This window comes from Nocardioides panacihumi (genome assembly GCF_039530925.1).
GTDB classification, from domain to species: Bacteria; Actinomycetota; Actinomycetes; order Propionibacteriales; family Nocardioidaceae; genus Nocardioides; species Nocardioides panacihumi.
In genome coordinates this window covers 650,378-667,359 of the sequence record NZ_BAAAPB010000001.1, presented here as the reverse complement: position 1 = coordinate 667,359, position 16,982 = coordinate 650,378, and the positions used below count along the sequence as shown (strand labels likewise).

At 68.1% G+C, this 16,982-nt stretch carries 20 protein-coding genes; 13 read left to right on the top strand and 7 right to left on the bottom strand.

What is annotated here, in order from left to right:
* The first annotated feature begins 100 nt into the window (after positions 1-100).
* From ABD205_RS03200 to ABD205_RS03185, 4 genes are all read left to right on the top strand, one after another.
* Entirely contained in the window at positions 101-577 is a 477-nt protein-coding gene (locus ABD205_RS03200) for a GNAT family N-acetyltransferase (protein ID WP_344042338.1), read from the top strand.
* An 86-nt stretch (positions 578-663) separates the two neighbouring features.
* Entirely contained in the window at positions 664-1,044 is a 381-nt protein-coding gene (locus tag ABD205_RS03195; RefSeq protein WP_344042336.1) for a RidA family protein, read from the top strand.
* A gap of 128 nt (positions 1,045-1,172) precedes the next feature.
* Positions 1,173-1,871, top strand: coding sequence for a septum formation family protein (locus ABD205_RS03190; protein WP_344042334.1), 699 nt, complete (start codon positions 1,173-1,175; stop codon positions 1,869-1,871).
* A gap of 217 nt (positions 1,872-2,088) precedes the next feature.
* Positions 2,089-2,493 (top strand): STAS domain-containing protein, encoded by a 405-nt coding sequence (locus ABD205_RS03185; RefSeq protein ID WP_344042332.1) that lies wholly within the window; start codon positions 2,089-2,091, stop codon positions 2,491-2,493.
* Positions 2,494-2,585: 92 nt separating this feature from the next.
* On the opposite strand, the gene ABD205_RS03180 is transcribed toward ABD205_RS03185, so the two are convergent.
* Positions 2,586-3,521, bottom strand: coding sequence for a DUF1214 domain-containing protein (locus ABD205_RS03180; protein WP_344042330.1), 936 nt, complete (start codon positions 3,519-3,521; stop codon positions 2,586-2,588).
* Between the two features lie 287 nt (positions 3,522-3,808).
* On the opposite strand from ABD205_RS03180, the gene ABD205_RS03175 reads away from it, so the two are divergent.
* Both ABD205_RS03175 and ABD205_RS03170 read left to right on the top strand, forming a co-directional pair.
* Positions 3,809-7,087 carry a Calx-beta domain-containing protein gene (locus tag ABD205_RS03175; RefSeq protein WP_344042328.1) on the top strand — a complete coding sequence of 1,093 codons (3,279 nt, stop codon included), beginning with the start codon at positions 3,809-3,811 and terminating at the stop codon, positions 7,085-7,087.
* Positions 7,088-7,295: 208 nt separating this feature from the next.
* The gene (locus ABD205_RS03170) at positions 7,296-8,072 is read left to right on the top strand and encodes a hypothetical protein (RefSeq protein WP_344042326.1); all 777 of its coding nucleotides are present in this window, start codon (positions 7,296-7,298) and stop codon (positions 8,070-8,072) included.
* A 113-nt stretch (positions 8,073-8,185) separates the two neighbouring features.
* On the opposite strand, the gene ABD205_RS03165 is transcribed toward ABD205_RS03170, so the two are convergent.
* Positions 8,186-8,644: a DUF2087 domain-containing protein gene (locus tag ABD205_RS03165; RefSeq protein WP_344042324.1), complete on the bottom strand. Its 459-nt coding sequence runs from the start codon at positions 8,642-8,644 to the stop codon at positions 8,186-8,188.
* 117 nt (positions 8,645-8,761) lie between these two features.
* Here ABD205_RS03165 and ABD205_RS03160 point away from each other — a divergent pair, with 117 nt between their 5' ends.
* Entirely contained in the window at positions 8,762-9,949 is a 1,188-nt protein-coding gene (locus ABD205_RS03160; RefSeq protein WP_344042322.1) for an IS110 family RNA-guided transposase, read from the top strand.
* A 92-nt stretch (positions 9,950-10,041) separates the two neighbouring features.
* On the top strand, positions 10,042-10,548 hold the full coding sequence (locus ABD205_RS03155) for a hypothetical protein (RefSeq protein WP_344042320.1): 507 nt from the start codon (positions 10,042-10,044) through the stop codon (positions 10,546-10,548).
* 71 nt (positions 10,549-10,619) lie between these two features.
* On the opposite strand, the gene ABD205_RS03150 is transcribed toward ABD205_RS03155, so the two are convergent.
* Positions 10,620-10,877: a hypothetical protein gene (locus ABD205_RS03150; protein WP_344042318.1), complete on the bottom strand. Its 258-nt coding sequence runs from the start codon at positions 10,875-10,877 to the stop codon at positions 10,620-10,622.
* Between the two features lie 252 nt (positions 10,878-11,129).
* Here ABD205_RS03150 and ABD205_RS03145 point away from each other — a divergent pair, with 252 nt between their 5' ends.
* The 3 genes from ABD205_RS03145 (at position 11,130) to ABD205_RS03135 (ending at position 12,549) form a co-directional block, all read left to right on the top strand.
* Complete coding sequence (locus ABD205_RS03145) at positions 11,130-11,309, top strand: hypothetical protein (RefSeq protein WP_344042316.1); 180 nt, start codon at positions 11,130-11,132, stop codon at positions 11,307-11,309.
* 221 nt (positions 11,310-11,530) lie between these two features.
* Positions 11,531-11,863, top strand: a complete 333-nt coding sequence (locus tag ABD205_RS03140; RefSeq protein ID WP_344042314.1) for a hypothetical protein — start codon at positions 11,531-11,533, stop codon at positions 11,861-11,863.
* 131 nt (positions 11,864-11,994) lie between these two features.
* Positions 11,995-12,549: a COG4315 family predicted lipoprotein gene (locus ABD205_RS03135; protein WP_344042312.1), complete on the top strand. Its 555-nt coding sequence runs from the start codon at positions 11,995-11,997 to the stop codon at positions 12,547-12,549.
* Positions 12,550-12,568: 19 nt separating this feature from the next.
* On the opposite strand, the gene ABD205_RS03130 is transcribed toward ABD205_RS03135, so the two are convergent.
* Genes ABD205_RS03130 through ABD205_RS03115 form a run of 4 tightly spaced genes read right to left on the bottom strand, consistent with a single transcriptional unit; the run spans position 12,569 to position 15,179 of the window.
* Positions 12,569-13,087 (bottom strand): hypothetical protein, encoded by a 519-nt coding sequence (locus ABD205_RS03130; protein ID WP_344042310.1) that lies wholly within the window; start codon positions 13,085-13,087, stop codon positions 12,569-12,571.
* Between the two features lie 48 nt (positions 13,088-13,135).
* Complete coding sequence (sigJ, locus tag ABD205_RS03125) at positions 13,136-14,011, bottom strand: RNA polymerase sigma factor SigJ (RefSeq protein WP_344042308.1); 876 nt, start codon at positions 14,009-14,011, stop codon at positions 13,136-13,138.
* On the bottom strand, positions 14,008-14,745 hold the full coding sequence (locus ABD205_RS03120; protein WP_344042306.1) for an SDR family oxidoreductase: 738 nt from the start codon (positions 14,743-14,745) through the stop codon (positions 14,008-14,010). Before ABD205_RS03120 ends, sigJ begins: the two co-directional genes overlap by 4 nt.
* A complete protein-coding gene (locus ABD205_RS03115; RefSeq protein ID WP_344042304.1) occupies positions 14,742-15,179 on the bottom strand; it encodes a hypothetical protein in 438 nt (145 codons plus the stop codon). The genes ABD205_RS03120 and ABD205_RS03115 overlap by 4 nt, the downstream gene beginning before the upstream one ends.
* A 120-nt stretch (positions 15,180-15,299) precedes the next feature.
* Here ABD205_RS03115 and ABD205_RS03110 point away from each other — a divergent pair, with 120 nt between their 5' ends.
* Entirely contained in the window at positions 15,300-15,767 is a 468-nt protein-coding gene (locus ABD205_RS03110; protein ID WP_344042302.1) for a hypothetical protein, read from the top strand.
* A complete protein-coding gene (locus tag ABD205_RS03105; RefSeq protein ID WP_344042300.1) occupies positions 15,764-16,927 on the top strand; it encodes a hypothetical protein in 1,164 nt (387 codons plus the stop codon). The genes ABD205_RS03110 and ABD205_RS03105 overlap by 4 nt, the downstream gene beginning before the upstream one ends.
* The last annotated feature ends 55 nt before the right edge of the window (positions 16,928-16,982 follow it).

The window sequence follows — 16,982 nt, the reverse complement described above, 5'->3', positions numbered from 1 at the left end:
ATCTCCTTCACGAACAGGGCCGGCTCGCCCACGTCGGCGGCGGCGGGCGAGCCGCCTCGCGCGACCGTCCGCCACGACGTCGGCGCTATATCGTGCGGGAGTGCTGCCCGCCCCCACGCCGCGGCTCCGCTTCCGCGAGATGACGGAGGCGGATCTGCCCGACATCGCCACGCTGGAACTCGGTGGTGCGCGTGGCCCGGAGGGCTGGGTCGAGTGGAACCGCCGCAACTACGCCGAGCATGGCTTCGGCCTGTGGGTGGTCGAGACCCTCGCCGGCGAGTTCGTCGGCGACTGCGGTCTGACCATGCAGGAGGTCGAGGGTGAGTGGCTGGTCGAGGCTGGTTGGCACGTGCGGTCGTCGCTGCGCCGTCAGGGTTACGCGGCCGAGGCGGCCGGAGCTGTCCGCGAGGCCGCGCGTGACATGGGTGTCGAGCACCTGATCGCGATCATCCGACCGGACAACGTGGCCTCCCAGGGTGTGGCGGCGAAGATCGGGTTGGTGCTCGAACGCGAGGTCGTCAAGCACGGTGGCCCCGCCCTGGTGTTCGGTGCCGACCTGCGGTCGTCGCATCGGTGAGTGCCGGTCTTCGAGGCATCGCGTCGGGATCTGTGCTCACTGAGCAGCGGCTGGCGCTCGCGCCGGGGGTGGGCCACGCTGCGAACATGGGATTCACGCGCATCCAGACCGGCGCCGCGCCAGTCAACCCGCTGTTCGCCCAGGGGGTCACGGCCGGCGGGTTCGTCTACGTGTCAGGCACGGTCGGTATCGATCCTGCGACCGGTGCGCTGGCCGGTGACACGATCGGCGAGCAGACCACGCAGGCGCTCGCGAACTGCACGGCGATCGTCGAGGCGGCCGGCGGCTCGAAGGAGGACATCGTCGAGGTCGGCATCCTGTTGCACGACCCGGATGACTTCGCGGGCATGAACGCGGCGTACTCGGATTGGCTCCCCGACACGCCTCCGGCGCGCTACGCCGCCAAGCTCGGCGCCGTCATCCCCGGCGTGCTCGTGTCGATCAGGATGACGGCGTACGTGGGCTGAGCTCGCCTGCTCATCGACCTCGACCACGTCCGTCCCGAGGAGGAGTTTCACCACTATCGGTGAAATCACCCGCCGGGCTCCAGCGGATACTGGGCTGCATCGGTCACTTCATCCGAGAGGAAAGTGCCATGGTGACTCGGGTTCGCCTCTTCTGCCTTGTCTTCGCGACGACGATGGCCCTTCTCGTCGGGCTTCCTTCACCGGGCGATGCGGCGGTTGCGAAGCCGAAGGTCGGCCAGTGTCACCAGCTCGGTGCTCCGCTGCGAGCGGTGCCATGTTCGACGAACCACAATCTGCAGACCGTCGCCGTGGCGTTCTCGTCGACGAGTCTGGCCGGCTTGAGCAACGACCAGGCGTACGAGCTCGGCTACCGCCTGTGCCTGCCGAAGTGGGCCAAGGCGCTGGGGAGGTCGGCAGTGGTACGGGAGCAGACCGCGTACGACCTCTACTGGCTCTTGCCGTCACGGGCGCAGGTCGCCGCCGGCGTCCGTTGGGTGAGGTGCGACGTCGCGCTTCGGGCTGGTAAGCGCCTGGCTCCGCTACCCAAGCACCGGCTCTTCAGGCCGGTCATCGGCGCCCGCATCGACAACTTCGAGCGACGCTGCCTGACCGGACGTTTCTCGGTCACGACCTGCACCAGGAAGCACGTCTTCCGCTCCATCAAGGCGTTCATCATCTCGACGGCGAGCTACCCGACGACCCAACAGGTGTTGGCGCTGGCCGACCGGAAGTGTCCGGGACGGACGAACCAGGTGGTGTGGCCCTCGGAGGATGAGTGGGCGCACGGCAACCACGTGGCGGTCTGCTACGACAGAACCGGGAAGTAGGCCCGGGCGCTCCCGCCTCCCTTCGTCGCCTCGCGGGCCACCCGCCCATCGCGCGGTGGGCGGCTCAGGTAAAGGCCCACCTGATGGTCTGTGGTTGACTTCGCGCCAGCGGCCACAGCCTGTGGCGCGCGAGTGGTCGAGGACCTCGGGTTCGAGGGATCCGGCTGGCAGGTAGGCGCAGGCGCGACCCGACTGCGGCACACAGCACGGAGGCGGCATGGGTGACAGTGCGGTGACGGCTGCGGACTCTGCTGAGGGCCGCGAGCTGCTCACGGTCACAGTCGAGGACCGGGGCGGAGTCCTCGTGGTCGCCCTGGTCGGCGAGCTCGACTTCTCCTCGAGCGGGCTGCTGCGCCGGACGTTGGACGAGCTGGCCATGGGCGATGAGCCGTTCGTGGTCGATCTCGGGCGTCTGGACTTCATCGACTCCTCAGGGTTGGGGTGCCTGGTGCGGGCACACAGGAAGGCGCGGGTGTTGCAGCGGTCGATGGCGGTGGCATGTCCGCCCGCAGGTGCCGGGGGGCGGTTGCTGCAGGTGACCGGCCTGGACCACGTGCTGCGGACCTACGGCTCGGTCGACCAGGCCGTCAGCCAGTTGCGCGGCTCTTCTACGTCCGAGTGACCCGCGAGCTGGGCGCACGAGACGACCTTGCAGGGAACGTGAGGCGTTGTGACGTGCGAAGTGAGCGCTCGACTCGCGGCAGATCCCGTCGGCTATGGGGCGAGCGTCGGGAAGCTCCAGGCGCCGGAGAGGATCTCGGGGCGCGGACGGTAGAGGCGGACGAGGTAGTTCCAGCCTTCCGTGATCGGGACCGAGTTGTCACCATCGCCGCCGAAGCGGACAGTCGCACTGCCGTCGTCGTTGCGGGCGGCTGTGATGCTGTTGACGCTGTAGGCGCCTTGATCGTTCGGCTCGAAGAGCCCGTCGGCGTTGTAGACCGAGATCGACCAGAACCCATCGACCGGCACATCGCCCGGGACGGTGAGCTCGTATTCACCCACGGGCAGATTCGGCGCCACCCCGACGTAGGTCGCCTCGGCGTCCGGCAGTCCACCCCACCCGGCAGCCGAGCCGATCAGGTGGTGCACCGGGTCGACGTCCTCCTGCCGGCCGAAGCTGCGCTCGAACGACCCCTGCTCTGCGGCCAGGGCCAACAGGGCGTTGCGGGTGCGGTCGAAGCTGCCGGTCTCGTAGTCCGGCATCTGGAATGACCGCTCGGACGCCGCACTGATGCCGAGCTGGTCCTGGACGACGGCGACGTCGACAAGGTCGTCGGGGTCTCGTGGGTCGACCAGCGTCCGCGCTGCGACGACGACGTACGGGCTGCCGAACTCCTCCGTGGTGAGGTCGTAGCTGCCCGCGTCGTGGAAGATGCGATTGATGTAGTGGCTCTCGTTGACGACCATCACCGACAGGTAGCGGTCCCCAGCGTCCGGCACGGTGAGGACGGCCCCGGCAGAGATGTCGACCACCGCGAAGCTGTAGAGCGTGTCCCGGTTCATCCGGATCACGGTCTGCTTGTCGATCGCGGCCGGCTCCCGGTTGTGCAACAACCGATTCACCCCACCTGCGTCTCGCTGCAAGTCGGCCATCATGCGGTGGGTCTCGGCCATGGCGAAGTTGTCTGCGTTGACCTTCATCTCAGGCATGTCCTCAGCGTCCTGAACGCCGAAGGGCCTGTGCTCACCCCAACTGGGGGAACGCGCTGCCAAGGGCGGGTTGGTCAGGCGACGTCATCGCGGCCGAGGCGTCCGCACTCGCCGAGTACCTGGGAGACCGTTGTCCACACCTCCCGCGCCATGGACTTCAGCAGCAGCTCGGCGGTCCCGTCCTCACCAGGTTGAGGGATGGCGGGTGCGTGGCAGGAGGAGGAGTCTGGAGCGGCGCGCCACCACACGTCGTGGCGGCCGCGATCTGGCGGGCGAAGAGGTCAGATATGGGCAAGCGGACGATCTCGGCGCTCTCGGTCATCGCAGTCATCATGGGCACCTGGGCGATGCTCACGCCGCCGACGTACGCCGCCGGCACGGCGTACGTCAGTGCCGGCCCGGACGTCGTGGTCGGCGAGGGTCAGGGAAGCGTGACGATCCCTGTGACCCTGTCGGCGGCGGCCGACGCGACCGTCACGGTCAACTTTGCGACCAACGTCGACACCGCCGGCAGCGGCGACTTCACCGCGGCGGTCGGCTCGCTGACCTTTCCGGCCGGGGTCACCGAGAGGGACGTGACCATCCCCGTCACCGACGACGCCACCGTCGAGCAGATGGAGGACTTCGACCTCACCCTGATCAGCCCCTCAGCCAACGCCACCATCGGCAAGCGCGACACGCTGGTCTCGATCGTCGACAACGACACCGTCACCACCACCCCCGCCATCTACGCCGCCCCCGACCTCACCGTCGACGAGTCCGACGGCACCGCCCACATCCCCATCACCCTCGGCAAGACCCACGGCCAAGCCTCCAACACCCCCGTCACCGTCCACTACGCCACCAGCGACACCACCGGACCCAACGCCACCGCCGGCACCGACTACACCCCCACCTCCGGCACCCTCACCTTCGCCCCCGGCGACAGCGCCCAGACCATCCCGATCGACATCACCAACGACACCACCACTGAAGGCCCCGAACGGTTCCAGCTCGACCTCACCTCCCCCACCGGAGCGACCCTGGCCGAGGCGACCACGACCATCACCATCGGACCCAGCGACGCCACCGCCAGCACCAACACCACCATCAACGCCGGACCCGACACCGTCGTCGGCGAGGGCGACGGCTACGTCGAACTCCCTGTCACCCTGACCGCACCCGCCCAGAGCGTGGTCACCGTCAACTACGCGACCAACAGCGACACCGCTGGCAGCGGCGACTTCCGCAACTTCTCCGCCACCGGGCTCCTCTTCCAGCCCGGCGAGACCACCAAGACCGTCCGGATCCCCGTCACCGACGACGCCACCGTCGAGCAGATGGAGGACTTCGACCTCACCCTGATCAGCCCCTCAGCCAACGCCACCATCGGCAAGCGCGACACGCTGGTCTCGATCGTCGACAACGACACCGTCACCACCACCCCCGCCATCTACGCCGCCCCCGACCTCACCGTCGACGAGTCCGACGGCACCGCCCACATCCCCATCACCCTCGGCAAGACCCACGGCCAAGCCTCCAACACCCCCGTCACCGTCCACTACGCCACCAGCGACACCACCGGACCCAACGCCACCGCCGGCACCGACTACACCCCCACCTCCGGCACCCTCACCTTCGCCCCCGGCGACAGCGCCCAGACCATCCCGATCGACATCAGCGACGACACCACCACCGAAGGACCCGAGAGCTTCCGCCTGCTCCTCACCGATCCGGCCGGCGGGCTCCTCATCGACCCGACGTCGGTGGTGACGATCGGCGGGAGCGACGCGACGCCGGCGTCGTCTCCCGGAATCAGTGCGGGCCCGGACATCAGCGTCGGCGAGGGCGACGGGTATGTCGACGTTCCCGTCAGCCTGACCGCGCCCAGCCAGAACGCCGTCACGGTCAACTACGCGACCAACAGCGCGACTGCCGGCAGCGCCGACTTCCGCAACTTCTCCGCCACCGGGCTCCTCTTCCGGCCCGGCGAGACCAGCAAGACCGTCCGGATCCCCCTCAGGGACGACATCCTCACTGAGTCGCCGGAGACCTTCGACCTGGTCCTGAGCAGCCCCACGAACGCCACGATCAGCGACAGCACACGCGTCGTCACCATCGCGGACAACGACAGCCCAGCGACGGTGGCCGACTCCAACGTGACGGTCAGCCCGTCGTCGGTAGTGGCCGACGGACTGACGCCGACCTATGTGACGGTGACGCTGAACGACGCCTCGCCCCACCCCGCCGCCAACAAGTACGTCGTGCTCACCCCCTCGGGAAGCGCCCAGGTCCGGACCTGGAGTGGCGATTCCGACGGGCACGGCGTCGTCACGTTCGAGGTCACCGACACGGTGCAGGAGACGGTCTCCCTGACCGCCGATGACGTGACAGACAACGTGACACTGTCCGCGCACCCGAGCGTCACCTTCACCGCGGCGCCGAACGTCCCCGGGCCCCCGACCGGGGTCGACGGCACGGCCGGCGACGCACAGGTCGCGCTGAGCTGGACGGCTCCGGCCGACGACGGCGGCTCGGCGATCACCGGCTACACCATCACGCCGTACGTGGGCGGCAGCGCCAAGGCGACCTTGGCGGTCGGCAACGTCACCAGCACCGTCGTCAGCGGACTCGTCAACGGCACCACCTACACGTTCACGGTGGCCGCCACGAACGCCGCCGGCACCGGCGCGCAGTCGGCCGCCAGCCCCGCCCTCACCCCAGCGACCGTCCCGGCGGCACCGACCGGCGTGTCGGGCGCCTCGGGCAACGGACAGGTGGACGTGCACTGGACAGCCCCGACCGCGGATGGCGGGTCGCCGATCACCGGGTACGTCGTCACGCCCTTCGTGGGAGCCACCGCTCAGAGCCCGGCCTCCGTCGGGAACGTCACGAGCACGACGATCAGGGGGCTCAGCAACGGCACGGCGTACACGTTCAAGGTGCACGCGGTCAACGCGAAGGGTGCGGGACCCGACTCGGCACCGTCGCCCAGTGTCGTCCCGCAAGCGGGTGTCCCAGGACCGCCCACTGGCGTCGCGGGCACGCCCGGCGACGGCCGAGTCGCACTGTCCTGGTCCGGACCCGGGGACAACGGTGGCAGCCCGATCACGCACTACGTCGTCACTCCCTATGTCGGAGCGACACCACGGCCGAGCGTCACCGTCGGCAACGTGCTCAGGGCGACCATCACCGGCCTGACGAACGGCACCAGCTACACCTTCACCGTCGCGGCCCAGAACACCATCGGCACGGGGGCGCCGTCCGCGCACAGCGCGCCCCTGAGGCCGGTCCGGCCGACACTCTCGATCACGGTCAGTGCCAGCAGGATCCGGCATGGCAGGCCCGTCACGGTCAGCGGCGCAGCCTCCCCACCCTTCGACGGCACCGTTCACCTCCAGCGGCGGCGCGTGGTCGGCGGGACGACCGTCTGGGTCACGGTCGGGTCGGGCACGCTGAGTGCCGGCAGATACTCCCTCAGGCTCCGGCTGACCCGTCAGGGCACCTACCGGTTCCGTGTGATGACGGTCCCTTCCACCGGTCATCCGGCTCTGACCAGCGCGACCGGGACGGTCAAGGTGGTCTGACCGGACTCCGGTCCTTCCCCGCCTGCGGACGAAGCCCCCAGCGCCCCAGTTTCGACAGATCAGCGGGACCTCACCTTTGGCGGACGAGGCGCACATTGGTCGGGGCTATCCCCAACCCTGACGAAGCGCGCATGTGGGCTGGTGCGGTAAGCCTCAATTGCATCCGTTTCGGCCCTGCAGGGGGTCGTCATAAGAAGGGATAGTGCTGATGCGGAAATCAGTGTGGCTCGCGATCCCGGGGTCTCTTGCCCTTGCGGGGGCGCTCGCCGTGTCGCCGGGCCCGGCGACCGCGGCTGGCTCCAGCACGGCGTACACATGCACCGGGGGTGACATCCCATCCGGGAGCTACTCCAGCATCACCGTGACCGGGATGTGCGACGTGGTGCCCGATGCGGTGATCAACGTCGCCGGCAACCTGAACGTGGCGACCGGCGCCTTCTTCGACGCGCAGAGCGCGCCTTCGACCATCACCGTGGGAAAGAACGTCACGGCGGCCGCGGGCTCGCTCATGGGTCTGGGCTGTCAGCCGGACGGCGTACACGCGGGGCACCCGTGCGCGATCGAGCCCGACGGGCACTCTGTCATCACGGTGGACGGGAACATCACGACCACCGACGCGGACACCGTTCTGCTCAACGGCATCACGGTCAAGGGGAACGTCACGCTGACCGGAGGCGGCGGCGTGTACCCGTGGCCCATCAAGAACAACACGATCGGTGGCAACGTCACCGCGAGCGGCATCACGCCGGAGTGGTTCGGCCTGTTGTTCAACCACATCGGTGGCAATGCGACTCTGACCAACATCACGTCGACCGACCCCGAGGACGAGGGGTTCGCCTCGGTGAACGTCGTGCTCAACACGATCGGGAGGAACCTGAACTGCAACGGACTCGGCCCGCGCCTGTCAGGTGGCTTCATCCCCGGTGCGGTCAACGTCGTCGGCGGCAAGGCGACCGGCCAGTGCGTCGGTCTGGTCGGCGGATAGCCATCTGGTCCGTTCACCACCCCGCTCGGGATCAGGGGTGGTGAACGGGCGCCAAGGCACGCCGGCTCATCGTCAGATCCGCTCGGATCGCGGCTAGATGACTGCTCCGCACCTCAGACGCCGTCGATGTCCACGCTCCCGCCCGAGCGCCAGTAGAACCCGTCTCGCCGAGTGAGGAAGTGTTCGTCGACGAGGTAGCGGCGAAGTGCGGCAACGTCCGGATGAAAACGACCGAGACGTACGTTCACCTCGTCCTCGGGATACACGATCCCGAGCTCGAATGACTGGGCCAAGTGGTCGAGAACCACGAGCCTCTTCGAGTGCTTTGACGGGATGGTGACGAGGCGCCCGTCCGCATCGAGGAATCGGGACAACGTCCGGGCATCGCTCGGTTCCACGATCTCGAACCTACGACCGTGGCTGCAGCCAAGCGAGCGACTTTCGGCTTGAGCGGACAGTGTCATCGCGGCTACTAAGAGACTTCCCGCAGGGTCGAGGTCTGGCCAGACTGCGATCCAGGTGATCGGCGGGACGCTCCCAACGCGGCTGCCCACCAGTTCGGTGTGGCTCACATCTGGTCTGCTGCCCGCCGGTCACCGTGACGAGGCGTGGCTCAAGAGGGGACTGCCCAGCTCGTAGTAGCGCTGCCCACCTCGCCGTCCACTTCGGTACGAGGTTGGGAGCAGCACATGGGACAGGTGATCATCGGGGTCGATCCCCACAAGCTGTCGGCGACGATCGAGGTCGTCGACCCCGAGGGCGGTCTGCTGGGTGGTGGCCGCTTCGGCACCGACCAGGCTGGCTATGCCGCGATGCAACGTTATGTGAAGCCGTGGCCGCGCCGGCTCTGGGCGATCGAGGGCGCCAACGGTGCCGGCCGCCCGCTGGCCCAGCGCCTGGTCGAGGCCGGCGAGCAGGTCCTGGACGTGCCGGCCAAGCTGGCTGCCCGGGTGCGGCTGTTCGACACCGGTCACAATCGCAAGACCGACGCCCGCGACGCGCACTCGATCGCCATGGTCGCGGTCCGCACCACGGGGCTGCGGGTCCTCGTCCCGGACGGGGAGCTGGAGGCGCTGCGGATGCTCACCGAGCGCCGTGACGAGCTCGCCCGGCAGCGGGTGCAGACCGTCAACCGGCTGCAACGTCTACTGAGCGAACTGCTGCCTGGCCAGCGCAAACGCGATCTGTCCGCGGTCCAGGCCAAGGCGCTGCTGGCAGGCGTCCGGCCACGCGACATCGCCGGCAAGACCCGTCGGCGGATGGCGGCCGAGGAGATCGCCGATCTGGTGGTGCTGGACCGGAAGCTGAAGAGTCTCAAGGCCGAGCTGGCCGCGGTGGTCACCGAGCGCGGCTCGAGTCTGATGGAGGTCACCGGCATCGGTCCGGCCGGGGCCGCTCGGATTCTGGCCGACGTCGGCGACGTGGCCCGGTTCGCCGACCGCAACCGGTTCGCGTCGTGGACCGGGACCGCACCCCTGGAGGCATCCTCCGGGGACCAGATCCGGCATCGGCAGTCGCGGGCCGGGAACCGCCGGATGAACCACGTCATCCACGTCGCCGCGATCGTCCAGCTGCGCCACGACACCGAGGGCCGCGCCTACTACCGGCGCAAGCTCGCCACTGGGAAGAGCCCGCTGGAGGCTCTGCGATGTCTGAAGCGGCGACTGTCCGACGTCATCTACCGCCGGCTCATCGCCGACGCCCCAGCCGTCGAAAGTGCGGGCCCGGGAGGGCACTGCGGGGCGTCACTTCAATCCAGCGCGGTCGACCCGCCCCCGCACATCGACACTTCGGATCAGCCACTTCCCGAACCCGCGACCACGACGCTACGCCCGCCCACACCCAGCCGAAAAGACCCTCAACGCAGCGCCTCTTGACACAGAGGGGAGCCAGATCCGGTCGGTAGCTGGGGCACCGGGAATGGCTCGAAACCCGGTCGGACGCATCGAGGCCTGAGAGGATGCCGGGCGTGTCACGCGATCTCCCCTTTCGAGGACGAAACGTCTGGCATCAGCCATCCGGGTTGATCGCGTTCTGTCTCCTCTTCTGCTTGTTCATGGCCTTCCTGTCGCTTGGGTTCGACGAACTCAACTGGGGAGTAATCGTCGCGACCTGGCTCCCGTGGCTCCCTGCTACGTGGGTGTTTGTCATCCGGCCCCGTCTCATCATGCTCGACGACGAACTCATCGTCGTGGGCGTCTTCGCCACGAAGCGCTACCCACTCCGAGAAGTCGTGCGTGCGGAACCGGACGGTTACGGGACCTACTTCTGGCTCGCCAGCGGCGAGATGTTCTGTGCCGCGACGCTGTGGCGTCCCAACTACGCCGCATGGTTTCGATGGCGGACCAGGGCGCACAAGGTGGCAACCAAGATTCTCGTTCGCGGGGCAGCGCTGCGAGGGGACCCCCAACCAAGCCAGGTCGACCAAGCCAGGGGGCTCGGAGACATGACAATCCAGTGGTGGTTCGTGTCGTAACTGACCTCCACGACGGTGTCGCGCGATCTTCGGCAGAACCGCTCGGGTCGCGGCAGATCCGTGCACCTCGCTCAGATCCCGAACTTCGCCCGGATCTCGGCCGAACCGGACTCGTCTCTCCATTCGACGGTCAACGCGACGTGGTTGAAGGTCCCCAGGCGGCCAGCGGCCCAGTCCTCGATCAGCGAGGGTAGGTCGCTGCTCGGCAGCACGTAGTCGTTGAACCAGGCGCCTTCCAGCGAGAGCCAGAGATGCGGGAGTTCTCTGGGGTCGACCCACCCGGGCCGCTTCCATGCGGGCTGCCTTGTCCACCACGTTTCGGTGGACACGAACACGACTCCACATCGGCCGGTCTCGTCCCGGACGTCCCCTCCACGGTCCCGGTACGGGTCGAGCCGAGGGTCGTGGCCGTCATCGGTTGGCGGTCTCGGTCTCACGACGAGAAGAATCCCACCTGCCTACGCACTCACCTCGACATGAGCGATCTGTCGTCATCGCGGCAGACCCGGTCATTCGGCCCAGGCGTCCAGAACAGGACTGGTATGAATGGCCCTGTGGCGGCGCCGACGGAGCCTGGACCGGTGGACCACGTCCTGATGGTCTGCTGGTTCGGCTTCGCTGTGTTCGCACGGTGGCGCTTCGTCAAACAGAAGGCCGAGTACGACAGGCGCTTGGTTCGCATCGTGGGTGAAGTGGTCACACTCACCCTCGTCGCCGTGGGAGCGCTCATGATGATCTCACTGGCGACAGGCCACGCCTGACGGACTTAGGCACCCGGCTTATCTGCGCCGTCGCGGGCACGGTCATCGGCATGAGCGGACGCTCGGGTCCGGCAGATCCGCTCGCCGCGAGCGTTTGCTCGGCGGAGCGGCGCGGATGTCCTGCTCACGGAACGGGACGCGGGGCGCCGGGTCGACAGTCGGTGTCAGGCTGCTCACGACAAGTCGAGAGAGGCGGGCAAGTGCCGAAGACAGTGGTTCACGTGTTCCACGATGACGACGACGCCATGGTCACGGGTACACGCGTGGCGCAGCGGATTCTCGAAGTTGCCTCCGAGCAGGATGTGCAGGTCGAGGTGTTCTGCTTCGGGCCGGCGCAGCGGCGCATCGGCCGAAGTGCTGATGAGGCCGACGCGACGTTCAACCGACAGCTCGATGAGTTGTTGGCCGCCGGTGTCGTCGTCGGCGCGTGCGTCAACTCCGCGCGAGCCGACGGAACCGACGGCGACTTGGCCGCTCGAGGCTTCAACCTGCGTGTTGCACGCGATGAGTTCCTGCGGTTCACGCTCGAAGGGGCGACCGTCATCTCGTTTTGAGTCCGGCGAACGGGTCTGCGGAGGCTCACGACACGACTACGCCCGGCGGGCGCGTCGTGGCTGTGACTGAGCTGGCGAAGGCAATGCCGAGACGGATGAACCTTCTGCATGGCACAGATCGTGAATCCTCTATGAACACGCGCACACTCCACCTCCCGCGGACCGCACTCCTCCTTGTCGGCACCGCACTGGCTGCCACCGCCTGCGGATCCGGCACCTACGGCTCCAGCTCGAGCAGCTCCACCGGTGCCTCGCCGACTCAAGGAGGCGGTGGGGCCATCGTGTCGATCGCTTCCGTCGACGGCACCAGCACCCTCGTCAGCTCCGACGGCCACACCCTGTACGACGCGAAGGCCGAGTCTCCCGACAACATCCTCTGCGTCGACTCCTGCACCAGCTTCTGGAAGCCCCTCATCGCTTCCGGGCAGCAGGCCAGTCAGGCCGCCTCCACGCTTCACCAGAGCTTCGCGGTAGTCAGCCGTCCGGACGGGAAGACGCAACTGGCGTATGCCGGGCACCCGCTCTACACCTTCACCCAGGAGGGCGCCCACCAATTGCGTGGCAACGGCTTCACCGATGAGTTCCAGGGAACCCACTTCGAGTGGGTAGCAGCCACCACCGGTGGTCCTGCGAGCGCGCCGCCGAGCACGGGGATGGCCACCCGAGGCGGCGGCTACGGGTACTGACCGGGTGTGCCCCCTTGACCTAGGGCTGACCGGGCCGTGCGCTCCGGCGCAGCTCGCCGAGCTGCTTGAGGTTCAGGAGCTGGCGTCGCGCCATGAGCAGGTCGCCGAGCGACACGACAGTGTTGAGTCCGCGGGCCAACTTGCCGGTGGCCTTCAGGGTGAGCCGGGTGGTGCTGGATCCGACGGGTTGCAGGCGGTAGGTCATGGTCACGCCGAGGATGCGGCCCGTCAGGTGCGCTTGGTGCTCGACCTCGAGGACGACCCCGGCCGGTCGACCTCCGGTGGCCATGAAGGGGTCGCCGGGGTGCGGGTCCGGCAGCTCATGACGTACGCGTGGCGACCGACGGCCGCGGTTGTCGAGCCAGTCGTAGGAGTACGGCGCAAGTCGCAGTTGCACCAACCACGGCCACACGTCGTGGATCGGCGCCTCGATGCTGACCGAGCGCCAGACGACCAGTGAGGGGTCCTGCACGTAGGAATCGCAGGGGAAGGGCTCGCGGGTCTCGGCCTCGGTCGTGCCCCATACGTCGCCTAGCACGGTGTTCCTTCCAGGGGGTTCGCGCCGATTCGACGCGGTTGCTCGGTGTCAGACATATCGGAGCTTGTCAGGAGCCAGCACCATGTCGATCCGGCTGATCCGGTCTCCGCGAACCGTCAGGGAGACGACGCTGTGAAGACCGTCGCCGTTCATGAGGGCGAGACCCGTCGCCCCGTTGACCTGCACGGGAAGGACGTAGCCCTCGTGCTTGGCGGCGATGCCGAGGATGAATCGGGCCACCCGGTCCGGTCCCAGCACCGGGCGGCGGGCTGCACTGATGACTCCACCGCCGTCGCTGGTGAGGACCACGTCCGCGTCGAGCGTGCCGACCAGCGAAGCGAGGTCGCCCCCGGCTGCAGCAACCATGAAGGCACCCACGACCTCGTCGTGCCGGCCCGGATCGACCTCGAAGCGCTGACCGGCCTCGGCGAGGTGGGCGCGCGCACGGCTGGCGAGCTGTCGTACGGCGGCCGGGGTGCGGCCGACCGCGGCGGCGACCTCGTCGAAGGGCATCTCGAACAGGTCGTGCAGCACCCACGCGGTTCGCTCGGCGGGACTCAGCCGCTCCAGGACGACGAGCAGCGCATAGCGGACCGAATCGTCCAGCGTGACCCGGTCGGCCGGGTCGATCAGGTCGCCGTCATGGGTGGTCAGCATCGGCTCGGGGAGCCACGGGCCGACGTACGCCTCACGGCGCACCCGGGCCGAGCGAAGCAGGTCGAGCGCCCCGCGGGCGGTCGCCACCGTCGCCCAGCCCGCGACGTCGCGGATGGGCTCGCGCTCGTCGGTCTGGACCAGCTTGAGCCACGTGTCCGCGACGACGTCTTCGGCGTCGGCGCAGCTGCCCAGGATGGCGTAAGCGACACGGGTCAACCGCGGCCGCGCGGCGTCGTAGGCATGAGCGAGCTCGGCCTGACGGCTCACCGACACAACCACTCCTCGAAGGTCAAGGTCCCACGCGGGCCGTCGCCCGCGGGGGTCAGCGCGCCCGAACGGATGCCGCGTCCCCAGGCTCCGGGAAGGCGTACGCCGACCAGGCGGCGCCCGAGCCGGCGCTCGCGGTTGACCGAGCGGGCCAACTCGAGCAGCTCGCGCTTCTCGGGCCCGGCGAGGTCGGGCACGCGGCTCTGCGGTCCGCGCTCGACGAGGTCGACCAGGGCCTCGGCCACCTCGAAGGCCGCGATCGGCTGCGTGGTCATCCGCGGGACCACCGAGAAAGGGCCGAGGGTGGCGAAGCCGAGCGCCTGCTCGGCGAACTCGTGGAACTGAGTCGCCCGAAGGATCGACCACGGCACCGTGCCCGCGGTCGTCAGCTCTTCCTGAAGCAGCTTGCCCGCGTAGTAGCCGGACGGCACCAGGTCGATCCCGACGATCGAGAGCACCACGTGATGACCGACGCCGGCGGCGGCCTCGGCGGCCAGCAGGTTCGTGGTGATGGTGCCGAAGAACGCTCTGGCAGCTGCCTTGTTCTGGGTGCGCGTGCTGACGACATCCACCACGGCGTCGACCCCGACGAGTGCGTCCGCGAGTCCCTCGCCACTGGTGAGGTCGGTCCCCGTGGACCTCGTCAGGACGACAACGTGATGGCCGCGGGCCTCCGCCCGGCGTACGACATGGCGTCCGACCACGCCGGTTCCGCCGGCCACTGCGACCTTCATCGTGTTGCCTCCGTCGGCGCGCTTGACGCGGTTGACGCTGTTGGGGCGAACACCAGGAGTGCCAGCGCCACACCGCCCCCGAGCGCGACCAGCTCGCCGACCCTATCGACAGCGAAGGCGAGTGAGTTGAGATGAGTCAGGTGGTAGCCGAGGTGCAGCACGCCGAAGACCAGCCACGCTCCGCCGAGCATCACTCGCGAACGGTGGTCACGCCAGGCGAGGGTGATCACGCCGACAGTGGCAAGCGCCAGGTACAAGCCGCCGACATCACGGACCAGATGTTCGTTGTAGGGCCCATCGGAGGCCACCCAGTATCTGTTCAGGCCCGGAAACGAGTCGTAGAAGGCGCGTGGGAAGAGTCCTGCCCACAATCCGACGTACATGGCTTGTGCGGTCAGCAACGCCGCCGCCACAAGCGAGATTCGTGTGCTCATGACCTCAGGACGAGACAGGCCTCCAGGATTGTGACATCGCGGAGCGCGGACAGGAGCTGGTCCAGACCATTCACGGGAAGACTGGATGCGGTGTGTTCAACCGAGGTCTGCTGCCGTGGCTTGGGCCAGTTGGACGGGCACTCGGAGTCCCACGAGACGGTCCACGCGGACCGCACGTGGCTGAGTCACCTGCCGTCGGCCGATACAGGAACCGACATCGAGCTCGTCAGGCTCAACGCCGAGAACACCACCGGCCACCAGATGCGTCGGGTGGACTTCATGGACCCGACGCAGCAGGTGGTCTCGCTTTGCTTCGCCGCGTCGAAAGAGGCAGTGCTCACCGCCTGCCCGGGCAGCACCTTTCTCGATCTCGGTTCGCGCGACGGCATGGACCTCAACGCCGTCTCCGAGGTCGGCGGGACCGCCGTCAACTGGCTCGGTGCGTTCGATGAGCCGTCCCCCGTCTCGTCGAGATCGACCAAGTTGCGAAGCGCGCAGAATGCGGCAGATCCGGTAGGTGGTTCGCTTTCGCGAGAGAGGGCATGTGTAGCCGGCGCGACGACTCTGTCTGGGACGATACGGCCGTGACGACCGCCGGAAGTGCGAGCGATCTGCTCGGAGACTCATTTGCCGACCTGAGTGACGTCGCCGAGTCTGAGCGCCAATGGATTGCGCCGTGGTGTGCCGAACGGGCGCGCGGTTGGCGGGACCGCACGGAGGCAAGAACGGTCGTCTCAGGGCGCACCGACCTCGAGCGGCGCGGGATGGTCCTGGCCTTGATCCAGCTCTACGCCGAGGTCGCCCAACTGATGTTGGAGGGCCGCTGGGCGGGCTCTGCGATTGGGTTCTTCGGATATGAGGATCCGGCGTCGCGGCTGTTGCGTGCCCTGGCTGGCATTCGAATGGGTTGGACCGCACCGCAAGCTCGAGCCCTGGCGGCGTATGCCAGCAAACCGGGAACGACGACTGGACAGGGAGGATGCTCGCTGTTTGCCGTCGCGGCCCGCGCGCTGGAGCAACTCAACGACTCCGATCTGGCGGACTCGGCCCAGGAACTCGTGTCGCTTCGCAACGCGGCGGACTCGACCTGGGGGTCGGCTGGCGAGACCGAGCGGATCGCTGCCGTGCAACGGTTGAAGCAACAGGTCTGGCGCGCGGGTGCAGGCAGCCGCAACAGGATCGGGAGACGGGCGCTGGACTGGCGCGACGAATTCGGTCCGGCGGCGCGCCTGGCCGTACTCCGCGTGGTTCCTGAGCCAGAGGCGGCGATCGCCCTCGAAGTCCTCGGCCTATTCGGGACCGGATCCGAGCCGACACGGTCGTGGCGAACCTGGGTCGGTGAGGTCGGAGCTGCTCAGGTCGCGGAGGTCGCGCGACCGCTCCTGTCAACCGTGCTGACCCTCGAGGACAACCCAGCCGTCATCAACCCTTCCCAGTATCCGATCCTGCTCGGCCCTGAATCCACGATCACGACTCGTGGCGCGGCATGGGCCTTGACGATGGCACCCGAACCGGACGATGTCCGGCTGCTTCACGATGTAGCTGTCAAGTGCGCGAGCAAGCCGACGCTCGGTGATCCGCGCCCGCAACGCGCTGCCGGCCTCGCCAGCTCCGCGATCGCAGCGCTCGGACGATTCCAATCCGCTCCAGCATCGGCCGTCGACGCACTTCAGAACATCCACGACAACATCCGCAATACGTCCGTGAAGAAGCAAGCCGCAGACGCCAAGGCGACGCTCACCAGGTAGCCGCCCACACTTCGCCGCGGCGCATCGGCAGGTTGATGTACGCCGTCTTCGCGGC

What these genes read in the sequence shown, in the direction of transcription:
- ABD205_RS03195 (WP_344042336.1), top strand. Translation starts at nt 664, where the DNA reads ATGGGATTCACGCGCATCCAGACCGGCGCCGCGCCAGTCAACCCGCTG.
- ABD205_RS03190 (WP_344042334.1), top strand. Translation starts at nt 1,173, where the DNA reads ATGGTGACTCGGGTTCGCCTCTTCTGCCTTGTCTTCGCGACGACGATG.
- ABD205_RS03185 (WP_344042332.1), top strand. Translation starts at nt 2,089, where the DNA reads ATGGGTGACAGTGCGGTGACGGCTGCGGACTCTGCTGAGGGCCGCGAG.
- ABD205_RS03180 (WP_344042330.1), bottom strand. Translation starts at nt 3,521, where the DNA reads ATGCCTGAGATGAAGGTCAACGCAGACAACTTCGCCATGGCCGAGACC.
- ABD205_RS03175 (WP_344042328.1), top strand. Translation starts at nt 3,809, where the DNA reads ATGGGCAAGCGGACGATCTCGGCGCTCTCGGTCATCGCAGTCATCATG.
- ABD205_RS03170 (WP_344042326.1), top strand. Translation starts at nt 7,296, where the DNA reads ATGCGGAAATCAGTGTGGCTCGCGATCCCGGGGTCTCTTGCCCTTGCG.
- ABD205_RS03160 (WP_344042322.1), top strand. Translation starts at nt 8,762, where the DNA reads ATGGGACAGGTGATCATCGGGGTCGATCCCCACAAGCTGTCGGCGACG.
- ABD205_RS03135 (WP_344042312.1), top strand. Translation starts at nt 11,995, where the DNA reads ATGAACACGCGCACACTCCACCTCCCGCGGACCGCACTCCTCCTTGTC.
- ABD205_RS03120 (WP_344042306.1), bottom strand. Translation starts at nt 14,745, where the DNA reads ATGAAGGTCGCAGTGGCCGGCGGAACCGGCGTGGTCGGACGCCATGTC.
- ABD205_RS03115 (WP_344042304.1), bottom strand. Translation starts at nt 15,179, where the DNA reads ATGAGCACACGAATCTCGCTTGTGGCGGCGGCGTTGCTGACCGCACAA.